The sequence below is a fragment of the Sphaerimonospora cavernae genome (genome assembly GCF_042435035.1).
GTDB lineage: Bacteria > Actinomycetota > Actinomycetes > Streptosporangiales > Streptosporangiaceae > Sphaerimonospora > Sphaerimonospora cavernae.
In genome coordinates, this window is the sequence record NZ_JBHMQT010000003.1 from 157,607 (window position 1) to 171,884 (window position 14,278).

A 14,278-nucleotide genomic window follows, 5' to 3' on the forward strand; every position below is an offset into this window, starting at 1 on the left:
AGGAGAACCAGATGCCCAACGTCCGATTCACCCCTGCGGTCCTGGCCCAGCTCGCCGCCAGGCTCACCATGCGCGACCGTCGGCTCCTGCGACTGATCCAGGAACAGCGCGTTCTGACCTCGGCCCAGATCGCTGAGATCGCGTTCGACACGGACGACACCGCCCGGAGGCGCCTGTTCACCCTGCACCGCATGGGCGTACTGGACCGCTTCCGACCCAACCTGCCCCCGGGCATGGGAACCGCGCCCTACCACTACGTGGTCGGCCCCGCGGGCGCGGCCGTGCTCGCCTCCGAGGATGGCGTGGACCTCAGCGCGTACGGCTACCGCCGGGACCGCGTCCTGTCGATCGCCTACAGCCAGCGGCTCGCCCACACCGTCGGCACCAACGGTTTCGGTGCCGCACTTCGGGGCTTCGCTCGGCGATACGCGAATGCCGAGCTGGTCACCTGGTGGGCGGAGAGTCGCTGCGCCTCCGTGTGGGGCGACACGGTCCGCCCAGATGCGTACGGCCGCTGGCACCAGGACGAGCAGACGATCGACTTCTTCCTTGAGTACGACACCGGCAGCGAACCCCTCGATCGCGTCGTACGGAAACTCGATGGGTATGCGGCCCTCACCCGGGTCAGCCGAGTGGTCACCCCCGTGCTCTTCTGGGTTCAGGGCGAGCGGCGTGAGGCCAACCTCCGGCGCAAGCTCGTGCAGCACCCGGCACAGGCTTTCGTTCCGGTCGCCACCGGCAACCCGTCGGCGCTGGTCGGCCCGGTGGACGACGGGCCCGCCGGAGAGAAGTGGCTTCCCTCCGACACCGCAGGCCCTCGGCTCCGCCTGGCCGTCCTCGCTTCGCATTGGCCCAGCCTCGGGCCCCAGGAGGCCACCACCCCGCCGGTCACCCCGCCCATGGAGGACGGCGAATGATCCTCGAAACCGGGCTGGGGACCAAGGCAGTGATCGCTGGAGGGGGCATCGTGTCGAGCATCGCGCTGATCGCCGGTTTGACCGGTGGCGCCAAAATGGCGGAGACCTCGGCTGACATCACCAAGCTCGTCGCGGCGGTTTGTTCGTCCCGAGGCCGGCCATCGGAAGGAACGACCACCGTGGTCGGCCTGGACCGCGAGCAGGCTACGAACGCGCGCGCCGTGGTGGATGCGGCAAAGGTCCTGCGGCTTCCGCCGCGTGCCGCCGTCATCGGCGTTGCCACAGCATTGCAGGAGTCCGATCTGAGGAACGACGCGGTGGGAGGCCGCGGCACGTCCTTCGGGATTTTTCAGCAGCGCCCGGCAAGCGGGTGGGGGACCAGGACCGAGGTGACCGACCCCCGATACGCGGCCCGAGCGTTCTTCACTCGGCTGATCAAAGTGCGCGGCTGGGACACCATGCCGCTGACGAAAGCGGCGGCGATCGTGCAACGGCCGAGGGAGGACCTGCGCGACGAGTACGCCAAGCATGAACCTGCGGCCAAGAAGATCGTCGGCCTGCTGTGGGGATCGCAGGATCACGATGAGAACAGTCAACCTCTCGATGTCTCCCCGCAAGTACTGGAGGAGGTACGTACGAGCATCCAGGCTGCTGTCGCTCTCGACATTCCTCGGGAGGTGATCATCGCAGACGTCGGTGCTCACCTTGGCTCCCACGGGAGTGGCATGGACTCCTCGGGAGTCAGGAGGAAATCCGAGGAGATCGTCACTGCTGCCGAAGAGCAACTATGCAGCGAGTTGGGAGGCAGGAAGGGTGCGCCTCCTGCCAGCGTCGCCGTGGGATCTGGCCGAGGAGCGATAGCCGTACAGGCCGCACTCGGGATGCGCGGAGTGCCCTACTCCTTCTCCGGCGTCCCAGCCGGGGGCGCTGAGTTCATTCTCCACGTTTGCGCAGATCAAGCGGCTGATGCTGAGCAAGGTACTTCTGCAACAGAGGCAGTCCGAGGAGTACATGGGCGTGTCGTATCGTCGCGCTGCCGAGTGGTGGCGAACGCGGTGGGGTTCGCACTGGCTCAGACGGGCAAGCCGTACCGGTGGGGCGCGACGGGCCCGGGTTCCTTCGACTGTTCGGGTCTGGTGATGAAGGCGTACGCCGCCGCGGGGGTGCGGATCCCCCGGACCACGTTCGAGCAGTGGCCGTTCGGCGTCCGCGTTCCGGTTGGCCAGGAGCAGCCCGGCGATCTGGTGTTCTTCAACAGCGGACCGGGTAGTTCGTCGGGCCGGCCGGGCCATGTCGGGATCGTCGTGGGCGACGGCAAGATGGTCGAGGCCCGGTGCACTCGATGCGGGCCGATCACGGTCGCGTCCTACCGGAGCGGGCGGCCGGTGGTTGGGTTCACCCGGCCACGGGCAACCGCGTCGAGGACGTGACGGCGCATGGGCCAGTAACCCCAGCCGAGAACGAGAGCTCATCGGAGCTATCCGTCCCGGCTGAGTCTTCCCTTCTTCCTCACTGCCGACATCGGCTCACAACGTCGTCCGCTTGGACCCATCGGCACAGGCTGGCGAGCCCCAGTTGAATCCGACATAGCGGACGTATCGCCCCAAGGTTGAAACCCATTCAGAGGAGCCCTGGCCGCCGTCGTAGGACCACGGCATGCCAGCCAAGCCCGGAGAGTGACCTTAATCGTGAACACGAACACGCCGAAGGTGCGCGCACGGCCCTTGCCAGTCGATCTTGTCGGCGGGCTCAGAGGCCTGCTCTACCTTCTCCCGCGTGCGCCCCTCACACCCGACGACTGCGATGCGCTGTCTGCGGCCCTTACCGCCTGGGCCGCCTCTGCCCGTGAGCCGGATCAGGAAGCCAACATCCAAGCAACGAGCGAGTAGGTGGATGATGAGATCCACCAGCTGATACGCCGAGCGTCCCGGTTTCGTTGTTGTCTGGCCCCGCGTGAGCGTAGGCTCTCTGATGACCGCTCTCACCGTTTTCTTGGTCGATTTCGATGAGGTAGGTCGGGGGTCGGTTCGTTCGCGAGCCGGCCCTCCTTACTTACTTACTTAGGGCTCTCCTCATTCGCGAGATATGCCTGAAGCAGGGTGAAACCCGGCATCGCCTCATGCGGCAGGACTCCCACGGTGAACACTTCCGGGTCATCGAAAACCGGCTCCCCGCTTGGGCGGCGCGCGTACGGAACCCGCCCGTAGTCCACGCCGTCGTCCCGGTCGCAGCTCATCCAGGCGATGGCCTCCTGCTCGCCTTCCCTCAGGGGATGGTTCGACACTGCTCGCATGGCCACGGTGCTTGGCGGCATGAACACCCATACCTGCGGTACGGCAAGCACCCAGCGGGCCGCGTCGATCTCGTGGGCTTTGGCGGCAGCCCGCGTCTCGAAGGCGGCGGCGGTCGGCTCGTCACGGAGGTAGTCATAGTCGCTGAGCACGAGCTTGCGCGCACCGCTCAAGACGACGATGGCGGGGCAGTCGCGCGCGATGATGCTCTTTTCCAGCCGCTCAACAACCTCGTAGAGCAAGCTTTCCGTCTCGTCGTTCATCGCGCCCTCCGAGCGTCCGCCAACGTGCCTGATACTGCCGTATGAGGCGTCAGGTCAGGGGCTTCCACGCCTCGGCATTCCGTTGCCGGTCCCTGCACCGCATATGCTTTCATGCCCATATGTCTGCGGGTAGGGCCTGGCGTGTGGGGAGCTCGAAGTCATCGTCCTCGACAGACGCCAAGCTCGCCGCATCTCCCAGCACGTGAGAGGGATCCACTACGAGGGGATTAGCGCTGTGCGCGGCTACTGTAAGCGCAATGTGTGCTGGTGCCTGGGGGTCCGGGAACGGCCGCCAGCAAGCCACGGTAGGTGGCAGCGGAGCCTGATAGACGGCCACGTCCGTGCAGCGGAACACCGGGACTCATTCATGCTCCCCAGGTCACAGATCATGTCCGGTGACCTGATCTTCTCCGCTGGCAGCCCCACGAACCCCCACACGATCCACCACGTCGGCGGGGCCTGATCCACGCTCCGCCACCGGCAGCGCCGCTGTACGGGTTGAGGCCTGATCCAGTGTCCCCTGCCGAGAACTCCAGTTCATCGGCGCCGTTCGCCCCTCCTGACTCATGGTCGGAGATGTCGGTTGCGTCGGCTTTGTCGGCTGGGACCCTTAGAGTTCTTGCGACAGGGGAGGTGAGGCGTTGACTGCACTGTGGGAAGCGGTCGACCAGTATCTGGCCGACCGCGCTCCGAAGGACTGGGAGAAGGCCGAGGTTCGCCGTTACCGGCAGCGGATTCACGACATCTTGAGCTCAGAGTTCCGCCTGATGTCGTTCTTCCAGAGCGGGTCATTCCAGCACGGCACCGCGGTCACTCCGTATAGCGACGTCGACTACATGGCCCGCATCCACTTCGAAGACAAGCCGAACTCGTCGAACACAATCCTCGACAAGTTGCGCGACGTACTGAAGCGCGAACTGTGGGAAGCCAACAAGGTGTTTTTGGCACGACCCACGGTGACCTTGCAGTTTACGGGATTCGTGACGAACTACGAGATCACCCCGGCGTATCTGCTGCATGGAGACAGCGATGAGAACCGAGTGGTGCTAATTCCGGCTTCCGGCGGCGAATGGCGGGAGGCCGCACCTCAAGCGCACAACAAGTTCGTGGCCGAGATGGACCGTAAGCACACTGGCGACGTCCGGGAGATCGCCCGGCTGCTCAAGGCGTGGAAGTACGAACACGCAGTACCGATCTCGTCCTTCTACCTTGAGATGCGGTGCGCGGAGTACGGCAAGAACAACGCCAGCATCTGGGCACTCAGCGCGCTTCGAACCATCGTCGGGAGCATGATCAGTACCGGCCTCGCAGCCATGAACGATCCGACAAAGTTGGTTTCCCGCATCACCGCCTGCTCTGGCGAGTCGAACCGGCTTATGGCAATAACCCGACTGCGCTCCTTGAAGAAGCACCTCGATGCAGCCTACGAGGCCTGGCTGGCCGGCGAGTCGAAGAGGTGGGACATGAACCAGGCCCTGCGCGCTATCTGGGGCACCGGATTCCCGTACTGTGACCCCAGCTCTTAAGTAGAGGAATACATGGCAAGTGGTCAGCCGACGCCTATCGCGATCGCACAGAACACGGACTACTCACGGCGACTCCTCGCGGCGCAGTCCCGCCTCTACACCGATGCGAAGCGTATCCATGATGCCCGGGTCGCAACCGTGGTTGTGCTTGCCATCGCAACCGTCGCCCTTGCCCTTACGCTCCCGGACCTTCGTCTGGTGGTTGGGACAATTGGTGGTGCGATAACTTTCCTCTGGTCGATCATGGCTAGCGGTAGAGAGAAGCGTCGCCGTCGTGAGGCGGCTTATGTGCAGGAGGAGTTCGACACCCACGTCTTCGGCCTCCCGTGGAACAACTTCGCCGCCGACCACCCGTCACCGTCTGTCATCGCCGAGTCCGCTGCCCGGTATCGCGGGAACCGAACGAAGGACTGGTACCCGGACACCCGCAATGTGGTCCGTCCGTTGGATGTTCTGATCTGTCAGCGGAGCAACCTGGGGTGGGGTTCGTCAATGCACCGACTCTACGCCGCAGGCCTGACCGGTTCCGTGGTCTTTCTGGTCGTGGCTGGCGTGACCGTTGCTCTGGTAGCCCGACTCTCGGCAGCCGATGCTCTGACCGCAGTCCTGATCCCTTTCCTTGGGCCAGTGCGCGAACTCGTCGAGATGGTTCAAGCAAACCGAGACAGCGGAGACATGAAGGCCAAGACGGAGGCGAAGGTGCTCGATCTATGGAGTCGAGGGTTGAAGGACGCAACTGCCGTAACAGTCGACGATTGCCGTGCGGTGCAGGACCGCATCTTGAGCATCCGGCAGAGCAATGCGCACGTTCCGGACTGGCTCGACAACATACGCCGCAGCCACAATGAGGCCCTGATGCAGGAAAGCGCTGAGCACATGATTGAGGAGGCTGTCCGACATGGTCGGGTGTGTTGACCTCGGTTCGGCTATTGTCGTACCTATTGCTGACCCTGACTCGGGTTCCTGATGGTCTGGTGGGCGCAGGTCCTTCATGAACCGCTCAAGGTACGGCTCCCGCTGCTTTAGTCAGCGGGAGCCGTACGGTTCCAACGTGCGAGATCAGGCTGCGGCGACGCTGAGTGGTCGGTCCAAGATCTTGGACAGGGTGATCAGGGTGCCTTGGTCGAGGTCGTCGATGGCTCCGGTGACGGCGCGGAGCATGTTGCGTTCGGCTCGTTCGGCGCCGCGTACGTTCTGCTCGTGATGGGTGAAGGTGTTCACCGCTTGGACGACGCCCCAGGCCGTGCCGCTCCAGGGAGCCACCCGGTGGTCGTGGTCCCAGAGTTTGGTCAGGGTGTCGCGCTTGTGCTCGGCCATGGTGCGGCTACGGCCTCGCTCGTCGGGCATCGGGACGTGGGCGTCCAGGAACTTGTTCCACTGCCGCCGAGAGACCTCAACCCGGCACAGCTCGCGTACGGCCGTGGAGAACTCATCGGCCAGCGCGTAGACGATGTTCAGCGCGTCGCGGGCTTCGGCGAGGCGCAGCCGTGAGTGCCGTGAGTGCTTGATCTTGACCTGTTGTCCGCGTTCGGCGAGGCCGGCGGCCATCGTGTTGTCGCACACGATGCTGGTCACCGCCCGTTTGAACGTGGTGGCCAATGATCCGTCGAAGGACGTCGCGCCGAACAGGTGGGGGCGGAACTCGACGCCCTCGGGCGTGACCACGTTCTCGGGGACCTCGACCGACACCCAGGCGACCGCCCCGTTCTTCAGCAGCCCGGCCGAGCCGATCGACAGGTCGGAGTCCAGGAGTCGGGAGATGGTGTTGATCAGCCACTCGACGTAGGGATGCGGCTCGTACCCGTCGGAGAAGATGCCCATGACGTGGCCGTTGTCGCTCCGCACGATCGCCTGCCTGCCGGGCACCTGGGCGAGCCCGCCGCGCGGGTCCTCGACATAGACCGGGCTGGACAGCGCCTCCCAGTTGAACAGCCGCCGCTTGACGTCATCAACCGGGATCGGGCCGGAGTAGTGGTTCGGCTCCTCCCCCTGCATGCTCGCGCGGTAGTGCCAGGCCGTGCCCCGCCTGTCGGTGAATCCGATCAGCGTGTTGGCGTTCAGCCACTCCAGAGTTTCCTTGGACATGGTCCTTCTCCGATTCGGTGGAAATGGGAAAGGCACCGGCCGTAGGCCGGTGCCGTCGGTGTCGTTACGTGGGTGTCGCATGCTGGGCGGAACGTGGCCGGATCTGTTCCGGTCTCGCAGCGTTCCGCCCCGGGAGTTCGGGTGCCGGTCCCGGTGTTTCGGGTGCTGGTCAGGTGGCGCGGTGCTGTACGGCGTAGGCCATGCGTTCGGTGAGTTCGCGGTCGGCGTCGCGGATCTCGATCGTGCTGGTGGTGGTGTCGCCGCGCAGGGTGAACGTGCCGATGGTGTTGCCGAGTCGCCAGCGGATGACGGTTTCGCGTTCTTTCTCGGTGAGCGTCGCGTCTGGCAGCAGGGTCATCAGGGTTTCGGCGAACTCGGCCCGGGTGCCGTTCTCGGCCGACCGGGCGGCCAGCCGTTCACAGCAGGCGACCAGGTCTCGCCGGTAGTCGGGCAACAGGCGGCGCTCGATCCTTTTGGCGACGAACTTGGCTCCGCGGGCGGCCGTCACGGTGATCTCGTGCCGCCGCAGGTTGAGGAGCATGCCCCGGCTTCCGTCGGGGTAGACGCCGAGCACCCTGATGCGGCCCTGCTGGTTCCAGATCGGGTGCACGACGAGCCGGACGCCGGCCGGTCCCATCAGGTAGGCCGGATGGCCGGGCCGCACCAGCGGCGTGAAGCCCTCCAGGTGCTCGGCGACTTCGAACACCAGCTCGTCGACCTCCCATTCATTCATAGGCAGATCTCCTTTCACATTGAGTTGATTGATTAGTTCAAAATCGGGCCGGTCTCGCTCGCGGATACCGCATCCTCCCGTGCTGGACGCGCCGCGATGATTGACCGGAGAAAAGGTGACGTGAATTGCGGGCAGGTCGCGATCACGCTGTCTGCCGTCGTTTGCCGCTCACATCTAAATACGGGAGGCAGGAAGGCCCGAACGTCCAAGTCCACGAAACCGCGCATGTTCGTGAGCAGCATGGACAGCCCGAACGGCAGCGTGCGTGGCATCGGGTTCGGCAGGTACCGCGGTGCGGCGCGGAACCTGCCGAACCGTTATCGGAAACAGCTGGCTTTATGACTGCTCTTCGTTGAGCATCCGTTCTTGGTCGGCGCGGAAACGGTAGATGTCCCGGCCGGGTTTTGAGCATTCCGGGCAGCCGCATGCGTGACCGTGAATGTCGCCGATGCGGAACATCTGGACGCGGCTTTCCCAGGGTGCTGGGTAGAGCGATTCGTCCAGTTCCACGCGAGCGTATCCGCGCTGCTCGTTGACCTCGGCGACCGTTCCCGGGTAGTAGAACGGCGACGTGTGCGGCTCTGACCACCAGGGCCGTACCGGAATGTGGAAGGAGGGCCGGACCAGGACACGGTCACCGGCCTTCACCGTCGGCCCCCTTCCACAGCTCCAGGGCGCCCGCCGCGTCGTCGACGTCGGGTCGGTTCGCTCCGCGCAGGTCCGCCAGCGTCCAGGCCACTCGCAGCAGCCGGGGAAACCCCTCGACCGTCAGCAGCCCGGTGTTCACAGCGGACCGGAGCAGTTCGACGGCCTCCGGCTCGGCGGCGAAGCTGGTGCGCAGTTCCAGCGCGGGAACCTCGGTGTTCGTCCGCCAAGGCGTTTCCGCCAGCCGGTGCGCCGCCCGTACCCGGGCCGCGACCACCCGGGCGGCTACCGCCGCGCTCGACTCGCCAGCTCCCCCATCGCGGTTCTCCCACTCGACCGGGGCGCGTACGGCGACGCGTGGCAGGAGCAGGGCCAGACGCGCCAGGTAGCGGCGTCTGTCCACGGGTCTGCACGTGCACGCCTGTGCTTGCGGGCAGGGGCAGCGGCGGGCGTCGAGCACGAGGGTGAACCGCGCCGGATACCGGACGGTGCGGCCGAGTCCGGTGACGCGTACCTCTCCGGTGTCCATGGGCCGGCTCAGCCCGTCCAGCGTTGGGCGGGCGAACTCGGGCGCGTCGGCCAGGTGGAGCACGCCGCGGTGGGCGAGCGTGACCGCGCCTGGGCGGTTCGCGGCCACGCTGCCGAAGATCGCCGCGGGTGTGGACGTGTGGTGCGGCGAAAAGATCGGCGCCCTGGCTCCCGGCGCGCTGTCGGATCGTCCGGCCAGTGAGTAGATCTCGGCGACCTCCCGGGCGGCCTCCACGCTCAGGGGCGGGAGGATGCCGGGCAGGCGTTCGGCGAGCATCGTGGCCGGGCCGTCGCCGATCAGGAACAGGTGGTGCCCGCCCGCCGCGCACACCTCCAGCGCGCGGCGGGCGGCCTCGTTGCCGGGAACGTCAGCCAGGTCCACTCCGGGTGCTGACGGCGGAGATGGCGGCAGGGCTGCCAGTCCCGACGTCCCGGGCAGCTCGGGCGACCCGGACAGGTCAGGCGGTTCGGCCAGGTCAGGCAGTTCTGGCGGCCGGTAGCGGTAGGCGTCGAGCGTCCCGCTCCGCAGCCGGTCGATCACCTCGCCCAGCCTGGTCACGGGGATCACCACCGCCCCGGGCACCTGCGCCGCTTCCGGCGCGCAACCGGCGGGCACCACCACCGTTCTGATTCCTGCCGTCACGGCGGCGCGGACGGCGGGCAGGACGCCCCTGATGGGGCAGATCCCGCCGTCCAGCGCCAGTTCCCCGAGGAACACCCGTCCGGCGATCCGCTCGGGCGGGACCACCCCTGAGGCGGCCAGCGTGGCCAGGGCCAGCGCGAGATCAGCCGCCGCGTCGTAGACCGGCGGGATCGCCGGGCTCACGCTGACGGTGACCTTGGCCTCCGGCCATGCCGCACCGCTGTTGAAGATCGCTGAGCGGATCCGGGCACGGGCCGGCCAGACCGACAGTTCGGGCAGGCCGACCAGATGCAGTTCCGCCCCGCCGGGTACGGCGTCGGCCTCGATGTCCACCACGCGGGCATCGATGCCGACCAGCGCCGTCGACCGGGTGGACGCGTACCCCGTCGTCAACCCCGGTCACCACCCCTCCGGCAGCACCGGCCGCGTCCCCGCCGGATACTGCGCTGCCTGAGCGCCGATCTCCTCGGCCATCCCTGCGTAGTCGATGCCGGAGGTCACCTCCGGCGGTAGCCCATGGTTCAGGGCGAGCTGGACCAGCCGGGCGAGCCGATAGTCACCGTCCGCAGACAACGAGCGCTCGACCGCGACGCGGGCCAGCGGCCCGTCACCGGTGCGCATGGCGACGAACGCCAGCAGCGCGGCCGGGGCGGCGGCGAACTCCGGCTCAACCCGGCAGGTCACCTCCGTCCACAGCCTGATGTGCGTGTCGTCGTCGTACCGGCCGACGAAGGTCAACGCCCCGTCCCGGACGATAATCGAGGTCAGCAGCACGCCCAGCCACGCGACCATGTCCGGGGGCAGGTCCTGCCCCTGCTTGACCGTGTCGAGCGCGGCGTCGACCTGCGTGAGGCCCTCCTGATACCAGCCCTGGCCCCCACCCCGGGCGAGCGTGGCACGGACTTGTGTGCAGGCGGCCCGGGTCGCGGCCGTCACCTGCTGGCGGTCTTGCCCGCCCGCTGGGGTGAGTGTGGCCACCAGCGCCGCGCGGTCGGGCCGGGCGACGTATCCGGCGAACACCGCCGCCGCGGCGGCCGGGTTGTTCGTCGGGTCATAGGCCATGCCGTACGGCGGGCAGCATTCGGGATCGGGGCACAGGTACGACCAGTAGCGCCCCTCCTCGACGCGTAGCGCGTCGATCACCTCGATGTCGGAATCGGTCAGCGTGCCGCGCACGGCGTCCATCACCGGTGTGACGTGCCACCCGGGCCCGTACCCGATCAGCAGCACGCGCCCGATGTCGTTGCGGGTGAGCAACTCGGCGACATGCTGGGCCATCTCCGGGCTGTCCTCCGAATCCTCCGGCAGGTCGAACCGCACGCTGACGCGCAGCCCCCGCACCCCGGAGCCTGGGTCTCGGTCGGGTTCGAAGGCCAGGGCGACGATGCTGCGCTCCGGATGGAATCCCAGCATGTAGGGCACGATCGCGATGAAGTCCGCCGGGCGGCTCAGCCGTACGGTGTGATCCAGGCGAGCGGTCATGGATGTCCTCCAGACATGACAAAGCCCCCGGCGGATCTGCCGCCGGGGGCGAACGAACAAGAACAGAACGAAAAGCTGTAAAGGAAGTACGGGTCAGCAGCGCTCAACGCGGACGCCGCCGCGCGGTCCCAGGAAGATCCGCCGATCGGGGTAGTCCAGCCCGTCGCGGGCGCCGTACAGCATGATCTCGCAGTCCTCCCCCACGCACGGGGTGAGCACCTCGGCGACCTCACGGCCGGTGAACGCGAACCGCGAACGCTGCCAGTGCCCGTAGTGGTACCGGTCGAGCAGCTTGCTGCGGGCCTCGGCCAGGGAAGAGAACTCCTCCAGATCATCCGGCTCCGGCGGGCCGTACCCGCTACCGCCGTGCCAGAACCCGAACCAGCGCCCCACAGTGATCACCCCTTCTCAAAGCCGGTCAGCGCGGCATACCGAATACCGGCCACCCCCAAGGCCGGAGCCGGGATCACGCCGCGTCACGCGTCAGACACCCGGGTGAGGCGTGGTCGCCGCCGCAGTAGCCGCACCACTCGTCCATGGCGTAGATCGACAGTTCCTCGGCGTACTGGTCACGCCAATCGGCCTGGGTCGCCGTGTAGGAGTCGAAATAGTCGGCGTCGGTGTCACCCGGTTGCACCGTCAGGAAGCGCAGGACCGTCCGGGCGGCGTCGATCAGCTCATCGGGCGTGAGGACCGCGCCGACGCCCGAGCAGACGTCGGAGGCGGTGAAGATCGTGCGGCGGCGGCGCGACAGCCGGTACCGCCAGCGGATCCGGCCCTCATCGGTTCGCCCCGCGGCCTCCACCTCCAAAAGGTGATCATGGTCGATCTGCCACGCGGGCACCAGCCGGGAGCTGATGATCCACCCCGGCGGCAGGGTCAGGGCATGCGTCGGGGCATGCGTCATCGCCATGGCGACTCCAAAGAGACTCGGAAAGATGGAATGGAATGGCGGCCGTCACCAGGGGCGACGGCGGGCCAGATGATGCGGTCGCACGGTCGGGCTGACCGTGTGGATCTCGCAGTCCCGGAAATCCAGGGCCGAGATGAAGCAGCGTGAGCAGCGGATCAACCGCACGCGCGCCCCGGATGTCCGGTTGGTGTGCGTGGCGTCGATCCACAGATGGGTGCTGGCCAGGCAGCCGAGACAGGTGATCACCTCGGCGCACTCCGGCATCGGGGTGAGTGCCAGCATCGTCACGTACTCACGTACGCCGCCGGGATCGACGGCGCATACCAGAGTCGCGGCATCCGGGCGGACCTCACCCAACGCGATCACCTGCATCACCCGGCCACCGCTGGAGACCGTCAGGTCCCCCACAGCCCAGCCGGGCGGGCCGGCGGCATTCACCTCCACAAGATTTCCCCCTTCGTACGGATGCCCGTTCGGGCGACCTGCGTCCGTACGGATGTGCGGGAATCAGGACAGCGGCGTTCCGCGCGTCCGGCGGAGCGTGGTTTAACCGACGCTCTCGCGGCGCGAATCGCTCTCACTTAAATACGGTGGCCGGAACGGCCCGACCGTCCGCACGCGGCAACAATTTCCGCAGCATTGCCGCGCGCGCCGCACTTCGACGGTTTGACCGTTCCGACCACCGGTTGCCGTTCTGCGGCGTGACGATTCACCCCGTAGAACGGCATGCGAGAGCGGGCATCGCGCCGGACTCGTCAGGCGCGTACCGGCGGATTTCGCTCTCACTTAAATACGGTGACCGGAACCGCCCGACCGTCCGCACGCGGCAACATTTTTCAACGTCACCGCGCGACATGCGGACAGTCGACCGTTCCAGCCCCATAGCCGTCCGCGACACGGCAACACCCGTCGCGAAACAGCACGTCAGAGCGGATATCGCACCGGACGCGTGACACGCGTACCGGCGATTTCCGCTCTCACTTAAATACGGTGACCGGAACCGCCCGACCGTCCGCACGCGGCAACGTTCTTTCAGCGTTTCCGCGTCGCGCCGACGGCCGATCGTTCCGGTCACCGTAGCCGTTCCATAGCGCAGCGATAACGCTGCTGAACGGCATGCGAGAGCGGGTAACGCGCCGGTACGCGTCAGACGCGTACCGGCGGATTCCGCTCTCACCTAAATACGGGACACGTAGCGGTCCAAACGTCCGCACCTCGCAAGATTCTTTAGCTTCTCAGGTGGGGTGACAGGCGCATTCTCGCGGGCATGAGAAAGGGCCCTAGAACGCTCTCTAGGGCCCTCTCCCGAGCTTTCGTCAGTCCTCCGCGCTGTGGGTACCAACGTGAGCCATCGTGCCCCTGACGTCGTCAAGACGCTCCGACAGTTCCCGCCACTCCGCCCGTCCAGCGTCACGCACCCGAATCACGTTCCGGCGAGAGCCGTACGCGCCTCCATGCCGGGCTTGGGCAGTCTTGGCCAGAACGCCCGCGCGTCCGAGGTCTTCAGCCTCAGCCGCGATACGGAGAGCGTTGCGCAGGATGGGGAAGTCCCTCCCGTCACCGAATGCGGCACGGAACATCTCAGCGCTGTTCTGGGCGACACAGAACGCCACAGCGGCCCCCGTGACCGTCTCCGCGCGCGGAACACCGCGCATGAGCTGAGCCCCGGGCGTGGCGTCTATCTGATCCGCCGGAACGTCGATCCGGTAGCCGTTGCGTGCGGCAGCATCCCGAACCGCCCACCGCTGAAGCGTTGCCCGCGTAATGGTCATCTCGCCACCGTCGCGCCGAACATAGACCCACGCGGGCGTGTCGACCGTGCTTTCAGATGCCCTCGCACACGACGCGATGATGTCCCGCAAACGCTGCGCGAACAGAAGAACGGCATCCTGCATGACGTCGTCAGACACGTCATCCGTGCCATAAGGAGCGTGCCCCTGCTTAACGATGGTCGCGCTTCCGTCCATACGCTTCCGTGACCTCGTGGCGTCCACCGTACGGCAGTAGCCCCGTGCGAGCCGCTGAATCTCCGCCCAATCGTCCGGCGTCACACGCGCCATGTCCTCAGGCGTGAGCTTCTCACCCGGAACGTTCGAAGGAACGCACTTACCCGGAACCCCGTTCTGCATGATCGCTCTCCGATGCTCTACGGCACACGATGTGTGCCGCCGTTTTCTTGGTCAATCCAATTGAACCGCGAAACGAAGATCGATTCAATGAAGTTGGCTCTATTCTTATCAACTTTACCGACC

14 protein-coding genes are annotated in these 14,278 nt (G+C 66.5%); 4 read left to right on the forward strand and 10 right to left on the reverse strand.

The genetic code is table 11. From position 1 onward, the window contains the following. Positions 1–11: 11 nt before the first annotated feature. Positions 12–917: a replication-relaxation family protein gene (locus ACFHYQ_RS01225; protein WP_394299163.1), complete on the forward strand. Its 906-nt coding sequence runs from the start codon at positions 12–14 to the stop codon at positions 915–917. Further along, the gene (locus ACFHYQ_RS01230; RefSeq protein WP_394299164.1) at positions 914–2,347 is read left to right on the forward strand and encodes a C40 family peptidase; all 1,434 of its coding nucleotides are present in this window, start codon (positions 914–916) and stop codon (positions 2,345–2,347) included. Before ACFHYQ_RS01225 ends, ACFHYQ_RS01230 begins: the two co-directional genes overlap by 4 nt. 626 nt (positions 2,348–2,973) lie before the next feature. Here ACFHYQ_RS01230 and ACFHYQ_RS01235 read toward each other — a convergent pair. After that, on the reverse strand, positions 2,974–3,471 hold the full coding sequence (locus ACFHYQ_RS01235) for a hypothetical protein (protein WP_394299165.1): 498 nt from the start codon (positions 3,469–3,471) through the stop codon (positions 2,974–2,976). 641 nt (positions 3,472–4,112) lie between these two features. On the opposite strand from ACFHYQ_RS01235, the gene ACFHYQ_RS01240 reads away from it, so the two are divergent. Continuing rightward, positions 4,113–4,997, forward strand: a complete 885-nt coding sequence (locus tag ACFHYQ_RS01240; protein WP_394299166.1) for a nucleotidyltransferase domain-containing protein — start codon at positions 4,113–4,115, stop codon at positions 4,995–4,997. 12 nt (positions 4,998–5,009) lie between these two features. Further along, the gene (locus ACFHYQ_RS01245) at positions 5,010–5,912 is read left to right on the forward strand and encodes an S-4TM family putative pore-forming effector (protein WP_394299167.1); all 903 of its coding nucleotides are present in this window, start codon (positions 5,010–5,012) and stop codon (positions 5,910–5,912) included. A 144-nt stretch (positions 5,913–6,056) separates the two neighbouring features. Here the strand turns inward: ACFHYQ_RS01245 and ACFHYQ_RS01250 are convergent, their stop codons facing one another. From ACFHYQ_RS01250 to ACFHYQ_RS01290, 9 genes are all read right to left on the reverse strand, one after another. Next, positions 6,057–7,082, reverse strand: a complete 1,026-nt coding sequence (locus ACFHYQ_RS01250) for a TIGR03299 family phage/plasmid-derived protein (RefSeq protein ID WP_394299168.1) — start codon at positions 7,080–7,082, stop codon at positions 6,057–6,059. Between the two features lie 169 nt (positions 7,083–7,251). Beyond that, positions 7,252–7,815, reverse strand: coding sequence for a hypothetical protein (locus ACFHYQ_RS01255; protein ID WP_394299169.1), 564 nt, complete (start codon positions 7,813–7,815; stop codon positions 7,252–7,254). 336 nt (positions 7,816–8,151) lie between these two features. Further along, positions 8,152–8,463, reverse strand: coding sequence for a hypothetical protein (locus ACFHYQ_RS01260; protein WP_394299170.1), 312 nt, complete (start codon positions 8,461–8,463; stop codon positions 8,152–8,154). Next, positions 8,450–10,024: an ATP-binding protein gene (locus tag ACFHYQ_RS01265; protein WP_394299171.1), complete on the reverse strand. Its 1,575-nt coding sequence runs from the start codon at positions 10,022–10,024 to the stop codon at positions 8,450–8,452. The genes ACFHYQ_RS01260 and ACFHYQ_RS01265 overlap by 14 nt, the downstream gene beginning before the upstream one ends. Before the next feature lie 6 nt (positions 10,025–10,030). Continuing rightward, complete coding sequence (locus tag ACFHYQ_RS01270) at positions 10,031–11,113, reverse strand: DUF4192 domain-containing protein (protein WP_394299172.1); 1,083 nt, start codon at positions 11,111–11,113, stop codon at positions 10,031–10,033. A gap of 93 nt (positions 11,114–11,206) precedes the next feature. After that, positions 11,207–11,515 carry a hypothetical protein gene (locus tag ACFHYQ_RS01275; protein ID WP_394299173.1) on the reverse strand — a complete coding sequence of 103 codons (309 nt, stop codon included), beginning with the start codon at positions 11,513–11,515 and terminating at the stop codon, positions 11,207–11,209. A 64-nt stretch (positions 11,516–11,579) separates the two neighbouring features. Further along, positions 11,580–12,026: a hypothetical protein gene (locus ACFHYQ_RS01280; RefSeq protein WP_394299174.1), complete on the reverse strand. Its 447-nt coding sequence runs from the start codon at positions 12,024–12,026 to the stop codon at positions 11,580–11,582. Positions 12,027–12,071: 45 nt separating this feature from the next. After that, positions 12,072–12,470, reverse strand: a complete 399-nt coding sequence (locus ACFHYQ_RS01285; protein ID WP_394299175.1) for a hypothetical protein — start codon at positions 12,468–12,470, stop codon at positions 12,072–12,074. Positions 12,471–13,342: 872 nt separating this feature from the next. Next, positions 13,343–14,155, reverse strand: a complete 813-nt coding sequence (locus ACFHYQ_RS01290) for a hypothetical protein (RefSeq protein WP_394299176.1) — start codon at positions 14,153–14,155, stop codon at positions 13,343–13,345. Positions 14,156–14,278: the final 123 nt, after the last annotated feature.

Bases quoted from the DNA above. Each gene is read 5' to 3' on its own strand.
- ACFHYQ_RS01250 (WP_394299168.1), bottom strand. From the start codon at position 7,082: ATGTCCAAGGAAACTCTGGAGTGGCTGAACGCCAACACGCTGATCGGA.
- ACFHYQ_RS01270 (WP_394299172.1), bottom strand. From the start codon at position 11,113: ATGACCGCTCGCCTGGATCACACCGTACGGCTGAGCCGCCCGGCGGAC.
- ACFHYQ_RS01290 (WP_394299176.1), bottom strand. From the start codon at position 14,155: ATGCAGAACGGGGTTCCGGGTAAGTGCGTTCCTTCGAACGTTCCGGGT.
- ACFHYQ_RS01235 (WP_394299165.1), bottom strand. From the start codon at position 3,471: ATGAACGACGAGACGGAAAGCTTGCTCTACGAGGTTGTTGAGCGGCTG.
- ACFHYQ_RS01280 (WP_394299174.1), bottom strand. From the start codon at position 12,026: ATGGCGATGACGCATGCCCCGACGCATGCCCTGACCCTGCCGCCGGGG.
- ACFHYQ_RS01255 (WP_394299169.1), bottom strand. From the start codon at position 7,815: ATGAATGAATGGGAGGTCGACGAGCTGGTGTTCGAAGTCGCCGAGCAC.
- ACFHYQ_RS01230 (WP_394299164.1), top strand. From the start codon at position 914: ATGATCCTCGAAACCGGGCTGGGGACCAAGGCAGTGATCGCTGGAGGG.
- ACFHYQ_RS01245 (WP_394299167.1), top strand. From the start codon at position 5,010: ATGGCAAGTGGTCAGCCGACGCCTATCGCGATCGCACAGAACACGGAC.
- ACFHYQ_RS01225 (WP_394299163.1), top strand. From the start codon at position 12: ATGCCCAACGTCCGATTCACCCCTGCGGTCCTGGCCCAGCTCGCCGCC.